We start from the raw sequence: 13,062 nt of genomic DNA on the forward strand, positions 1-13,062 counted from the left end.
CTTTTCCCACCCACGCAACGGTGCGTTTTCAATTGTCGAACGGCTCGTTCTGCCAGGTTACCGATGCGAAATGCAGCGTGTTGCCGTCTTTCAGACCGGCCATCGACTTGGCCATGAAATCGGTCATGACGGGCCATTTGTAAAAAACCCGCAGCATGTTTATTGATTCGGCCAAGCCCGGGGATACCGTAAAAGCCGCGGGGTCCGTGCCGGTCAGCACGATTTCGCGGTCCTGGATCTTGAAGCCCGCCTGGGCCGCGGCGGCGAAGGTCGGATACTCGCGCAGGTCCACCTCCAATCCCGGGCAGTCCTTGGCGACCATGATCTCCAGCCGGCTGCAGATCATGGTCTTCAGCGTGGCCTCGGCCACATCGGCCTGCCTTACCTGGCCCGTCCGTAGCTGGCGCGCGACATCGTCGGTGATGTTGGCCATCACCTCTTGCCCGGCAAATGAAATGCAGCTCTCCAGTATGGCAAAGATTAGGAGCGCAAATGGCACGGCAAGCATCGCAAACTCCAAAGCCGTGCTGCCGCGCCGGTCGCCAAGGAAGCGTACGGAAAAGCCCGCTGGTCCTGCTTTGATCATATCCCGTACCTGCCGATCCTGAAGGGGTGTCGGAGGGAACATTAGCGCAAACCCATTGAAGTGCGGTTTGGATGATCGTTAAATTCGAGGGAGAGGTTTTAACAGGCTGATAACCGAAGCGGCATCTCAGCGGGGTGAGAAAAATTCGCTCGTTACCGGCCGGCGCTCATCTCGGCTTCTGAGGCTTTCTCCGCATCGCTTTTATACGAGCTTTCGCAATACGGCGTGCAGGACATGGTCTGTATTTCGGCACGCCGATAGATGCGCACCGACGACGCGTCCTGCCGCACGACGGTGATCTGCTCGTCGACGATCGGACGGCCCTCTTGATCGAGGACGACGAGGTTGGTGACGCCGAAGCCCTTGCCCGTCAGCACGATCGTCGAAGCATCCTGCACGGAGGCGTCGGCGATCGCCGGGTTGCCGACGACGATCGTATCGGCGGCCCGCGACAGTTTGACGATCTTCGCCTGGTTCATCGTGACCTCGATGCCGGCGCCAGCCTTGGCCGGCACGACAAAGGCAATGGCGGCAAGGAGCGCGGCAATCGGAAAGGACGATCTCGGCCCGGTCATTGAAGCGCTCCACGGCGGCAAACTGCTCAACGGAACATGAACGAGATTGGTGAACCAACGGTTAAGCGGAGGAGTGCCGTGATGATGTCGGGATCGGCATAGTGATCGCCTGGCTCGGGCCGCCCCCTTTCCCAAATCGCTAGATTGCGCCTTTCGCGGTCCTTGACGTGCCTATCGGGCCATAGGCGTCACTTAGTTTACGGTTAACCACGCAATGTCATCGAAGCCAGAAAGGAATCGGTAAGGCTGTTTATTAAGCCGATCGAAAGAGCTTCTCCGTAGATTGGCAGTATCCGATCAACCGCCAAGAGAAGTTGACGGAGTTGCTGTAACACCTGGAGTAGGAGCTCTCGAATGTCTAATCTCATTGCACGTTTTGTGAAGGACGAATCCGGCGCGACCGCTATCGAATACGGTCTGATCGCCGCTCTCATCGCGCTCGCCATCATGGTCGGCGCCGGCTCGCTGGGCAACGCGCTGAACGCGAAGTTCAACGGGATCGCCACTACGCTCAACGGCGCCGGCTAATAGCCTCTGGTCGTTTTTCGGATCAAGGGCCGCCTCTTTGGCGGCCCTTGATCATTGTGCCAGGCGCTCCTGGGTGATTTTGAAATTTCGGCCTCACCAATCGTTAATCGGATGTATCTAGGCTGCGGCCAGGTACAGTGATCATAGGCGCGCGCCGATGCTTGAAGCCCTGATCTTCGTCGTCTTTCCGTTCTGCATGCTCTTTGCTGCGATCTCCGACATGCTGTCGATGACGATCGCCAATCGCGTGCCGGTGCTGCTTGTGGCCGTCTTCGCCCTGGTCGCGCCGCTGACGAGCATGGACTGGGCAACCTATGGCTGGCATTTCGCCGCCGGCGGCCTGGTTCTCGCCGTGACGTTCGGTCTGTTCGCGCTCGGCGGCATGGGAGGTGGTGACGCCAAGCTGCTGGCCGCCACCGCCGTCTGGATGGGGCTCAATGTACATCTCGTCGAATATCTCGTGGTTTCGACATTCATCGGTGGCCTGCTGACGCTCGCAATCCTCGTCTATCGGAAATCGCCGCTTGCGGCCGTTACAAGCCACAATCCGTTCTTACGCCACTTCGCTGACGAGACGACGGGCGTTCCCTATGGCATCGCGCTTGGCATAGGCGGCCTGGTCACCTTTCCGAACTCGCCGTTGATGGCGTGGGCACTTGCAAGGCTGGCGGCCTAATTCTCGCCGCCATTCTTCCCTCGTCAGGCCAGCCTTCCCTTCTTCGATTTGGCGTTTGAAGCACAGGCGGCTTGGCCGCCTTTTTTCGGGCCGGACCAGACGCCTCAAATTTATGTAAACCTTAAATTAATCACGATCGTAAGTATTAAATTAACCTTGTTTTGACGATTGCCGCTGCAAGGTCCGGCTTGGCTACGTGGTTTTGCCAAGGCGAGGTTCGGACAGATGCCAGCATCCCGACTGATCATTCTAGGCGTGGCGGTGGCCGCGGCGGGTGGTGCAGGCTATGTGGCGAAAAACATGGTGGCGGCTCCGCCGCCTCAAATGGTCGATTCCAGCCCCCAGGCGCCCGCAATCGCGCTGCAGGACGTGCTTGTCCTGTCAGGCGACGTTCCGATGGGCAGTCCGCTCGAGAACAACATCGCCTGGCAGTCCTGGCCGGCCGACGGCATCAACGCGAATTTCATAACTCGCGCCGCGGAGCCCGATGCGCTTGAGAAGCTGAAAGGCGGTGTCGCCCGTGTGGCGATGTATGCCGGTGAACCGTTGCGGCGCTCCAAGCTGATCGGCGAGGGACAGAGCTTCATGTCGTCGATCCTGCCCTCCGGCATGCGGGCCGTCGCTACAGCCGTATCGGCCGACACGTCGGCCGGCGGCTTCATACTTCCCAATGATTTCGTCGATGTCATCATGACCCGCAGAGCCGATGCCGCGGGCGGCGGCAGCGGTTTTACGACCGAAACCATCCTCAAGAACATTCGCGTCCTGGCAATCGACCAGACCATCCAGGAGGACGAGGAAGGCAAGAGGACCAGGGTCGGCCAGACCGCCACGCTGGCGCTGACGCCTCAGCAGGCGGAAATCATCACCGTCGCCCAGCAGATGGCGGATCGCCTGACATTGGCGCTGCGGTCGATCAGCGACACGCAGGAAAAGAATCTGGACGAGGCCGACTATCTCGTTTCCGGCAATGGGCGGCGCGGAACGGTGCGATTGATCAAGTCGGGTGAAGTTTCCGAAGTGGGGGCAAGGCAATGAAGCTGAAAACCAGACTGCCGGTCACCCTGGCTGCGGCAATCGGCCTGTTCCTCCTTGGAACGAATGCGCATGGCGTCGTCGAAGCAAATGCGGCAGGCAAGAACGCCGAGGTGTCGGCTTCGACCGCCACTCAGCGCGTCAAGCTCGGTCTCAACAAATCGGTGGTCATCGACCTGCCGAGCGATGCTTACGATATTCTCGTCGCCAACCCGGCCGTCGCCGATGCGGTTACCCGAACCGCCAGGCGCATCTATCTGTTCGGAAAGGCGGTGGGCGACACCAACATCTTCGTCTTTGGGCCCAATGGCGAACAGATCGTCAGCCTGGATCTGGCAGTCGAACGCGACGTTGCCGGGCTGGAAGACTATATCAGACGCTTCATACCGTCATCGACCATCACGGTCGAGTTGCTGAATGACAACGTCGTCCTGACCGGAACTGTGGACACTCCTCTGGATGCCAAGCGTGCGGTCGATCTGGCCACCATCTTCGTGTCCGGCGGTGAAGCGACCACGGGGCAATATTCGCAAACCGCCTCAGGTGGGTCGGCCGAAGCCGGCGTCGACATCGACAATCCGGATTCCGAGCGGCGCGTCAGCAAGATCGTCAACCTGCTGCAGATCATCGGCGACGACCAGGTCACGCTGAAGGTGACGGTCGCGGAAGTCAGCCGCTCGGTGATGAAGCAGCTCGGCGTCAACTTGATCGGCAGCGGCAGCAGCAACGGCATCAGTTGGAGCGCGATAAGCGACAACTTCGCCGGCTTGGGCAAGTCGCTGTCGAACTCTGGCCTGGCTATCGGCACCTCGACGCTGGACGCCTACATAAACGCCATGGAACAGTCAGGCGTCATGAAAACCCTGGCCGAGCCGACGTTGACGGCCGTATCCGGCGAGAAGGCGACTTTCAAAGTGGGCGGCGAATTTAATTTGGTGACCAGCGCTTCCCGAGCAGTGTCCGACGATAACCAGACCGGTGTGAAGACGTATGAAATCGAGAAGATCGAATACGGCATTGGCCTGGAATTCCAGCCGGTGGTGCTGTCTCCCGGCCGCATCAGCCTGAAGGTCAGGACGTCGGTTTCCGAGCCGACGACGGAGGGGTCGGTATCTTTGTCCGATGGCGTAACAAGCCCCGGCATGAATGCGCTGTCGCTCCGCAAGCGCTTGGCCGATACGACGGTGGAGCTGCCTTCCGGCGGCTCGATGATGATCGCCGGCCTGGTACGGGATGACATCAGGCAAGCCGTCAATGGCCTGCCTGGGCTGACCAAAATCCCGGTGCTCGGTACGCTGTTCCGCAGCCGGGACTTTGTCCGCAACGAGACCGAACTAGTCATCATCATCACGCCCTACTTGGTGAGGCCGGTGGCGCGCAATGCCCTTGCCAAACCGGACGACAATTTCAACGCCGCCAGCGATGGCGCCGGCATGTTCCTTGGCCGTGTCAATCGCGTCTACGGCACCATGCAGACCGACAGGCCCAACGGCCGTTATCACGGCGTTGTCGGCTTCATCTACAAATAAGCGGGGAAGCGGACATGTCTCAATCAGCGTTGAAGGCAAGGACGATCACCGCAGCGATGCGGTCCGGCCGTTCGCGGATTTGCCGGCCGGCCATTCCGGTCCTGGCGGTTGCGGTCGCGGCATTGCTGGCGGGCTGCGCCAACCTCAAGCGGGACAGCATCACGGTCGGCGCTGTTCCGGACGACTATCGCACCACTCATCCGATCGTGATTGCGGAGAAAAACGAGAAGATCGATCTTCCGGTCGGCGCCGGCGATCGCGGCATGACCGGTTCTCAGCGCGACACGCTTTTGGGCTTTCTCGACGGCTACGACAAGAGTGCCGCTCCGACCCTGACGATCTCGATCCCGAGCGGTTCGGCCAACGAGATCGCCGCGACCGCGGCCGGTCGCGATTTCGCCAGACTTGCGATTGCCAGCGGCATCAGCCGGAACCGGATCGTTATCACAACCTACCAGTCGGTTTCGGCCGAAGCGTCGGCGCCGATCCGCGTCGCCTATGTCTCGGTGAAGGCGCAGACCGACAAATGCGGACGCTGGCCCGAAGACCTGCTGCAGACATCGGAAAACAAGCACTACGCCGATTTCGGCTGCTCGTATCAGAACAATCTTGCTGCCCAGATGGCCAATCCGACGGATCTACTCGGACCGCGCAAGCAATCCGATATCGACGCGGAAAATCGCGGCGCGGTGATCGACGTCTACCGCCAGAGAGGCATTTCGGAAGAGTTCTTCGGCAATTCGGAAGTTGAGTATTGAGCTTGAGCTGCGCAGGTCACGGAAAGAAATGACAATGAGCAATCTTGCCTACGACACAGCGGCAGATGGCAGCGAAACCTCGCAGCAGGACATCGCCGCCATGCAGGCGTTGCGGCCGATCCCGCGCATTTCAATCCAGGCATTTTGCGAGACCGAAGGCGTTGCCAATCCGGTCGAGCGCGCCGGCGAGGATCGTCGCATGGCGAAGGCCCACCTGAAGGTCCATATGGGCGGCATCGCCACCGCCATTGAATTCTACCAATCGGCGCCGACGCCGAACCTGATCCTGCTGGAATCGCGCAGCGAGCCGACGCAATTGCTGGAGCAACTCACGCAGCTCTCCGAATATTGCGATCCGACTTCGAAGGTCGTGGTCATCGGTCACTACAATGACGTCGGGCTTTACCGCGAGCTCATCCGCTCAGGGATTTCCGAATATGTCATCGCGCCGGTGTCGATGGCCGACATCGTCAGCGTGATATCGACGATTTTCGTTGATCCGGAAGCCGAGCCGATCGGCCGGTCGATCGCCTTCATCGGCGCCAAGGGTGGCGTCGGCTCCTCGACCATTGCCCACAACGTGGCCTGGGCGATGTCGTCGCTGTTCAAGTCCGAAGTGGTTGTCGCCGATCTCGACCTGGCTTTCGGAACGGCCAACATCAATTTCGATCAGGATCCGGCACAAGGTATTGCCGAGGCCGTTTTCTCACCGGAGCGTGTCGACGAGGTCTATCTCGATCGGCTGCTTGCCCAGTGCGCCGAGCACCTGTCGCTGCTCGCAGCGCCTTCAACGCTCGAAAGGGTCTACGATTTCGATCCCGACGCTTTCACGCAGCTTATCGACACGGCCCAGCGCAGTGTGCCGCTTCTGGTGCTCGATGTCCCGCACGTCTGGACTGGCTGGACCAAGAACATACTGCTCAAGGCCGACGAGATTGTGATCACGGCGACGCCGGAGCTAGCCAATCTGCGCAACACCAAGAACCTGGTCGACATGTTCAAGCGGCTTCGCCCGAACGATCCACCGCCGAAGCTGATCATCAATCAGGCCGGCGTGCCAAAGCGTCCGGAGATTGCGTCATCCGACTTCGCCGACTCGCTCGGCCTGTCGCCGATGTCGGTTATTCCTTTCGAGCCGCTGCTGTTCGGGAACGCCGCCAACAACGGGCGCATGCTCGGCGAAATGGATGCCAAGAACCCGGTTGTCGGCACGATCAACGAGATTGCGCATGTGCTGACCGGGCGCAGCGAAATCAAGGCAAGAAAGAAAGCGGGCCTCGGCAATCTCCTTGGCAAGCTCTCGCGCAGCAAGAAGTGATGCTTTCGGAGCGGAATTGGTAGCCGATCATGTTTGGTAAAAGAGGCAGCGACGACGGCAGCCGGTTCACCCCGGAATTCCGTCAGCCGGCACCTGCGCCTGCCGCGCCGGCGGCGGCAGCAGAAACGTCGGTACTTGCCAAGCCCGCACCGCCGCCGTCGCTTGGCGCGTTTGCTGCGCCGCCTGCGCGCCGTGCGGTCGAGGCACCGCCATTGGCGCCGGAGCCGAAAAAGGTCCAGCGCCAAAAGAGCGAAACCTACTACGATACCAAGAGCCAGGTCTTTTCCGCGCTCATTGACACGATCGACCTGTCGCAGCTCGCCAAGCTCGATCCCGAAAGCGCACGCGAGGAAATCCGCGACATCGTCAACGACATCATCGCGATCAAGAATTTCGCGATGTCGATCGCCGAGCAGGAAGAACTGCTTGAAGACATCTGCAATGACGTACTGGGTTACGGGCCGCTGGAACCATTGCTCGCCCGCGACGACATTGCCGACATCATGGTCAATGGTTCCAAGGACGTCTACATCGAGGTCAACGGGAAGGTCGAGCAGACCGGCATTCGTTTCCGCGACAACCAGCAGCTCCTCAACATCTGTCAGCGCATCGTCAGCCAGGTTGGCCGCCGCGTCGATGAATCGAGCCCGATCTGCGATGCACGCCTTCCCGATGGCTCCCGCGTCAACGTCATCGCGCCGCCGCTCGCCATCGACGGCACCGCGCTCACCATCCGCAAGTTCAAGAAGGACAAGCTGACGCTCGACCAGCTGGTCAAGTTCGGCGCCATTTCGCCGCACGGCGCCGAGATTCTCAAAATCATTGGCCGCGTCCGCTGCAACATCGTCATTTCAGGCGGCACCGGCTCGGGCAAGACGACGCTGCTCAATTGCCTGACCAACTATATCGACCGCGAGGAGCGCGTCATCACCTGTGAGGACTCGGCCGAGCTGCAACTGCAGCAGCCGCACGTCGTGCGTCTGGAAACCCGCCCGCCCAATCTCGAGGGCGAGGGCGAGGTGACCATGCGCGACCTGGTCAAGAACTGCCTGCGCATGCGGCCCGAGCGCATCATCGTCGGCGAAGTGCGCGGACCTGAAGTGTTCGACCTTCTGCAGGCGATGAACACCGGCCATGACGGCTCGATGGGCACGATCCACTCGAACAGCCCGCGCGAATGCCTGAACCGTATCGAATCGATGATCGCGATGGGCGGCTATACGCTGCCGCAGAAAACCGTGCGTGAAATCGTCGTCGGTTCCGTGGACGTGATCATCCAGGCCGCACGCCTGCGCGACGGATCGCGGCGCATCACCCACATCACCGAGGTGATCGGCATGGAAGGCGACGTCATTATCACGCAGGACATCGTCCTCTACAACATAAAGGGCGAGGACGCGAGCGGCAGGCTGCTGGGTGAGCACGTGTCGACAGGTATTGGTCGTCCGCATTTTTGGGAGCGCGCCCGCTACTATGGCGAGGAACAGCGCCTCGCCAATGCGCTCGAGGCGATGGAGAAACGCGCTGACTGATGCGTTTGGAGGCGTAGGGGCCAAGGTCGATGTTCGGAATTGACGGCACCGTATTGGCGTTCATCGTGCTCGCCGGCTTCAGCGCCGGCGCGGTCGCCTATGCTTTTCTGTTCAATCGGATCAGCACCGAGAAGCAAGTCGGCAGGCGGCTTGAAACGATCAAGACCGCCGAGACGGATGGTTCCATCGTCAAGGCCTCGCGCGATCGCGTGGCGGAAGCGGCCAAGCGGCGCAAATCGGTCCAGGATTCGCTGAAGGACCTCGAACAGAAGCAAAAAACCAACCAGAGCATCGTCAAAAAGCCGCCACTGAAGGCCCAGATCCGTCAGGCGGGCATGAAGGTCTCGCTCGAGCGCTTCTATCTCTATTCGGCGGTTTGCGGCGTCATGCTGACTTTTCTTGCCTATTTCATCGGCGCGCCGTTGTATGTCTTGCCGGGTGCGCTGCTGGTCGGTGCTCTCGGCCTGCCACGCTGGTTCGTCTCGTTTTGCCGTGCCCGCCGGGTCAAGGCATTCCTCAACGAATTTCCGAACGCGCTCGACATCATCGTGCGTGCGGTCAAATCCGGCCTGCCGCTGAACGACGCCGTCCGCCTGATCGCCAATGAATCCCCTGAACCGGTCAAGACCGAGTTCCGCCGCATCGTCGATTCGCAGCAGATGGGCCTGTCGATCCCCGACGCCAGCATGCGCATGGCTGAGACAATGCCGTGCACGGAAGCGAGCTTCTTCGGTATCGTCATCCAGATCCAGTCCCAGGCCGGCGGCAATCTTTCCGAGGCGCTGGGCAATCTTTCGCGCGTGCTTCGCGACCGCAAGAAAATGAAGGCCAAGGTCCAGGCGCTGTCCATGGAAGCGAAGGCCTCCGCCGTGATCATCGGCGCGTTGCCTTTCGTCGTCGCCTTTCTCGTCTACCTGACAAGCCCGAATTACATCATGCCTCTGTTTACCACCAGCGCCGGCAATCTGATCATCGGCTGCTCGGCGGTCTGGATGGGGATCGGCATCCTGGTGATGCGCAAGATGATGAACTTCGAAGTTTAGGATTTCGAGCGCATGACTGAGCACGTCGTCAAAACCCTTACCGATCCGGCATTTCTGATTGCCTTGCTGGTTGGCATCGCGGTGTTTGCGACCGTCTTCACGCTGCTGCCTGCCTTTGGCGGAAACCAGCTCAAGGCGCGCATGAAATCCGTGGCGCTGGAGCGCGACGAATTGCGCGCCAAGCAGCGTGCGCGGCTTGCAGTCGAGGCCGATCGCCGCCGCAAAGGCCTGCGCGAAGAACAGTCGATCGGCATGCGCAATATTGTCGACCGGCTGGATCTGAGGCGCGCCCTGGCCGATGAAGGCACCTTGCAGAAACTCAAGGTGGCTGGCTTTCGCGGGCAGAATCCGCTGACGCGGTTCCTTTTCTTCCGTCTGGTCCTGCCCTTTGTCGGCTTCGCCCTGGCGGCGATGTATCTGTTCGTGCTCGGGGGGTTGCCGGAGCAACCGCCTCTTATCAAATTGTTCGTCTGTATCGTCGTCGCTTATGGGGGTTTTTACGCGCCGGTGCTCTATGTCAACAACCGCGCCACCAAGCGCAAGCAGTCGATCCAGATGGCGTGGCCGGACGCACTCGATCTGATGCTGATCTGCGTCGAATCCGGCATGTCGGTGGAGGCGGCGTTTCGTAAGGTCGCGGACGAGATCGGCGCGCAATCGGTGGCACTTGCCGAAGAGTTCATCCTGACCAATGCCGAGCTTTCCTACTTGCAGGAGCGCAAGCAGGCTTACGAAAACCTTGCAAGCCGCACCGGCCTGGAGTCGGTTAAGTCGGTGTCACAGGCGCTGGTCCAGGCCGAGCGCTACGGCACGCCGGTGGCGCACGCGCTGCGCGTGCTTGCCGGCGAAAGCCGCGACATGCGTATGAACGCCGCTGAGAAGAAAGCCGCGGCCCTGCCGCCGAAGCTCACCGTGCCGATGATCCTGTTCTTCCTGCCGGTGCTGTTCGCCATCATTCTGGGTCCCGCCGGCATCCAGGTGAGCCAGCGTGGCATCTTCGGCGACCAGCCGACGTCGAGCAGCCAATAGCCTCGCCAGGCGACAATACATCCGAAAGCCGCGGTGCTGATGCAACGCGGCTTGCATTTTCGGCATGTCGATGAATTGAGGAACTGGTCGGTTCGAAGCAAAGCCGGCGCAGTCAGTTGGTGGCAGGCTTTGCCTTGTCCTGGTCCTTGAGCTGGCTCCAGGCGTTCTGCTGGGCGAGCATCTGGCGAAGGTAAGTCACGTTCGCCTGCGCCTGTTCGGCCGAAAGCTCCTGAGAGGCGATCTTCTCGGCCTCGTCGAAGCGGCCTTGCAGGCCGACGACCAATGCCAGGTTCTGGCGGACGCGGCTGTCGGCGTTCGGCTGCTGGGCGGCCGAGCGCATATAGGTTTCGGCCGTGCGCAGATCACCTTCCAGCACATAGGACATGCCGAGATTTGAAAGGATCGAAGGTTCGTTCGGCTTGAGGTCAAGCGCCTTGCGGTAATTCTGGCGCGCTTCGTCTTTCTGGCCAAGCTGGTCGAGAATCGCGGCTTCCGCCGACACCAGCTTCCAGTCGGGATATTCCGGTGTCTGCGCGCGGCGCACCGCGTCGAGCGCCGGCTCGAACTGCCCGTTGGCGGCAAGTGCCTTGCCATAGGCGGCGAGCACGTCGCGGTCCTTCGGCAGGGCGATCGCCAGCTTGCGCATCACCGCGAGCGATTGGTCGGCGTCGCCATCCATTTGCAACGCCGCGGCATAATTCGTGGCGATCCGCTTGTCGTTGGGGTTCTTGGCGTAGGACTGACCGAGCGCGATCGTCGCCTTGTGCAACTCGCCGGCCGACATGGTTTCCAGGGGTTTGCCGCTGGTGCGTCCGATCGAGCCGGTTGTCAACTTGCTGGTCCCGCAGCCTGCTACGCTTGCAGCGAGCGCTATTATGAACGCCGTGGTTATCAGCCGCTTCCCCGTGGCGTTCGTCATGCGGTTGGTCGGCATCTGCACCAGGGCCTCCATTCGTAGACGTGGCCATTACGTGGCCACCTTCCCTCCCGCAGAAATATTCTGTTAACCCTAACGGACAGTTAAAAAGCGCCGACTCGGAAGCCGGAGACCATCGAATGCCAGTCGAACTCATCGAGAGAAAACTGAAGACCACGCTGCCGGTTCATCTGGTGGCGAAGGATAGACTGGATGCAGCGGGGCTTGCCTCGTCCTCGCTCGCCTGGGCCAAGGCCAACGGCTTTTCCGGTGAGGCCGGCAGGACGCTGATTCTACCGGATGAAAACGGTGCGCTTGCCGGAGCGCTGTTCGGCACGGGCGATGGCGAAGGCGCGCTTGCCATCGGCGCGCTGGCGAGAGCCTTGCCCGAAGGCGATTGGCATTTCGCCTCGGCACCCGCCGAACCGGAACTTGTGGCCGTCGCACTGGCGCTCGGTGGCTATGTCTTCACCCGCTACGGCAAGAAGTCCGGCAAGGCGCTCCGTTTTTCGTTGCCGCCGGGCGCCGACGCTGCGCGTGTTCGCCGAACTGCCGATGGCGTCTTTCTGACGCGCGATCTGGTCAACACGCCGACCAGCGACATGGGACCGGACGAGCTGGAGAAGGCAGTTCGGAGCCTCGCCAGGACCTACAAGGCCGAAGTGTCGGTGACCAAGGGCGACGACCTGCGTAAGAAGAATTTCCCGATGATCCATGCCGTCGGCCGCGCATCGGCCGGGGCGCCGCGCCTGATCGACATGATTTGGGGGCCGAAGAACGCCCCGAAGGTGACGCTGGTCGGCAAGGGCGTCTGCTTCGACACCGGCGGCCTCGACATCAAGCCGTCCTCAGGCATGCTCTTGATGAAGAAGGACATGGGCGGCGCCGCCAACGTCCTGGGCCTCGCTTCCATGGTGATGGCCGCCGGGTTGAATATCCGGCTGCGTGTGCTGATCCCGGCTGTCGAGAATTCGATTGCTGGCAACGCCTTCCGGCCAGGCGACGTGCTGGTGAGCCGCAAGGGCATCACCGTCGAGATCGGCAATACCGACGCCGAGGGACGGCTGGTGCTGGCGGACGCCTTGGCACTGGCAGACGACGACGAGCCGCAGCTGCTGATCGACATGGCGACCTTGACGGGGGCTGCTCGCGTCGCGCTCGGTCCCGATCTGCCGCCTTTCTACACCGGCGACGAAACGTTGGCGTCCGACCTCGCTGCGGCCTCCGTCGCAGTCGAGGATCCTCTATGGCGCATGCCGCTGTGGAAACCCTATGACGCAAAGCTATCGTCGAAAATCGCCGACATCAACAACGTCACGTCAGACGGGTTCGCCGGCTCGATCACCGCAGCGCTGTTCCTCAAGCGCTTCGTCGAGAAGACCGCCGCATGGGCGCATTTCGACATCTTCGCCTGGAATCCGTCCGATCGTCCATACGGTCTCGCCGGCGGTGAGGCGCAAGGCATCCGCGCGCTGGAAAGGGTCATCTCGAAACGCTACGCCTGACGGTTGCAGTCCGACAGGAAATTATCGAGACT

The 13,062-nt window shown here is 61.1% G+C and carries 13 protein-coding genes; 10 read left to right on the forward strand and 3 right to left on the reverse strand.

The window, feature by feature from the left end:
• Positions 1–28: 28 nt before the first annotated feature.
• Together NKH36_RS21915 and NKH36_RS21920 are read right to left on the reverse strand one after the other, a co-directional pair.
• Positions 29–586 (reverse strand): TadE/TadG family type IV pilus assembly protein, encoded by a 558-nt coding sequence (locus NKH36_RS21915; protein ID WP_352964459.1) that lies wholly within the window; start codon positions 584–586, stop codon positions 29–31.
• A 152-nt stretch (positions 587–738) separates the two neighbouring features.
• Positions 739–1,161, reverse strand: a complete 423-nt coding sequence (locus NKH36_RS21920) for a pilus assembly protein N-terminal domain-containing protein (protein WP_352964462.1) — start codon at positions 1,159–1,161, stop codon at positions 739–741.
• Between the two features lie 354 nt (positions 1,162–1,515).
• Here NKH36_RS21920 and NKH36_RS21925 point away from each other — a divergent pair, with 354 nt between their 5' ends.
• The 9 genes from NKH36_RS21925 to NKH36_RS21965 all read left to right on the forward strand — a co-directional run bounded on the left by NKH36_RS21925 (position 1,516) and on the right by NKH36_RS21965 (position 10,609).
• Positions 1,516–1,689, forward strand: a complete 174-nt coding sequence (locus NKH36_RS21925; protein WP_292189552.1) for a Flp family type IVb pilin — start codon at positions 1,516–1,518, stop codon at positions 1,687–1,689.
• Positions 1,690–1,846: 157 nt separating this feature from the next.
• The gene (locus NKH36_RS21930; protein ID WP_352964464.1) at positions 1,847–2,365 is read left to right on the forward strand and encodes an A24 family peptidase; all 519 of its coding nucleotides are present in this window, start codon (positions 1,847–1,849) and stop codon (positions 2,363–2,365) included.
• Between the two features lie 225 nt (positions 2,366–2,590).
• Positions 2,591–3,403, forward strand: coding sequence for a Flp pilus assembly protein CpaB (cpaB, locus tag NKH36_RS21935; RefSeq protein WP_352964466.1), 813 nt, complete (start codon positions 2,591–2,593; stop codon positions 3,401–3,403).
• Positions 3,400–4,929, forward strand: coding sequence for a type II and III secretion system protein family protein (locus tag NKH36_RS21940; RefSeq protein ID WP_352964469.1), 1,530 nt, complete (start codon positions 3,400–3,402; stop codon positions 4,927–4,929). The genes cpaB and NKH36_RS21940 overlap by 4 nt, the downstream gene beginning before the upstream one ends.
• Before the next feature lie 14 nt (positions 4,930–4,943).
• Positions 4,944–5,687, forward strand: a complete 744-nt coding sequence (locus tag NKH36_RS21945) for a CpaD family pilus assembly protein (protein WP_352964472.1) — start codon at positions 4,944–4,946, stop codon at positions 5,685–5,687.
• Positions 5,688–5,721: 34 nt separating this feature from the next.
• On the forward strand, positions 5,722–7,005 hold the full coding sequence (locus NKH36_RS21950) for a CpaE/TadZ family protein (RefSeq protein ID WP_352964474.1): 1,284 nt from the start codon (positions 5,722–5,724) through the stop codon (positions 7,003–7,005).
• A gap of 29 nt (positions 7,006–7,034) precedes the next feature.
• Positions 7,035–8,537: a TadA family conjugal transfer-associated ATPase gene (locus NKH36_RS21955; RefSeq protein ID WP_352964476.1), complete on the forward strand. Its 1,503-nt coding sequence runs from the start codon at positions 7,035–7,037 to the stop codon at positions 8,535–8,537.
• A 29-nt stretch (positions 8,538–8,566) separates the two neighbouring features.
• On the forward strand, positions 8,567–9,580 hold the full coding sequence (locus tag NKH36_RS21960) for a type II secretion system F family protein (RefSeq protein ID WP_352964479.1): 1,014 nt from the start codon (positions 8,567–8,569) through the stop codon (positions 9,578–9,580).
• A gap of 12 nt (positions 9,581–9,592) precedes the next feature.
• Entirely contained in the window at positions 9,593–10,609 is a 1,017-nt protein-coding gene (locus NKH36_RS21965) for a type II secretion system F family protein (RefSeq protein WP_352964482.1), read from the forward strand.
• Positions 10,610–10,721: 112 nt separating this feature from the next.
• Here the strand turns inward: NKH36_RS21965 and NKH36_RS21970 are convergent, their stop codons facing one another.
• Positions 10,722–11,543, reverse strand: coding sequence for a tetratricopeptide repeat protein (locus tag NKH36_RS21970; RefSeq protein ID WP_352964540.1), 822 nt, complete (start codon positions 11,541–11,543; stop codon positions 10,722–10,724).
• Between the two features lie 122 nt (positions 11,544–11,665).
• Between NKH36_RS21970 and NKH36_RS21975 the strand changes: the two genes are divergently transcribed.
• Positions 11,666–13,030, forward strand: a complete 1,365-nt coding sequence (locus NKH36_RS21975; RefSeq protein WP_352964484.1) for a leucyl aminopeptidase family protein — start codon at positions 11,666–11,668, stop codon at positions 13,028–13,030.
• The last annotated feature ends 32 nt before the right edge of the window (positions 13,031–13,062 follow it).

The sequence above is a fragment of the Mesorhizobium sp. M1312 genome (assembly GCF_040318115.1).
In the GTDB taxonomy this organism is placed as follows: Bacteria; Pseudomonadota; Alphaproteobacteria; order Rhizobiales; family Rhizobiaceae; genus Mesorhizobium.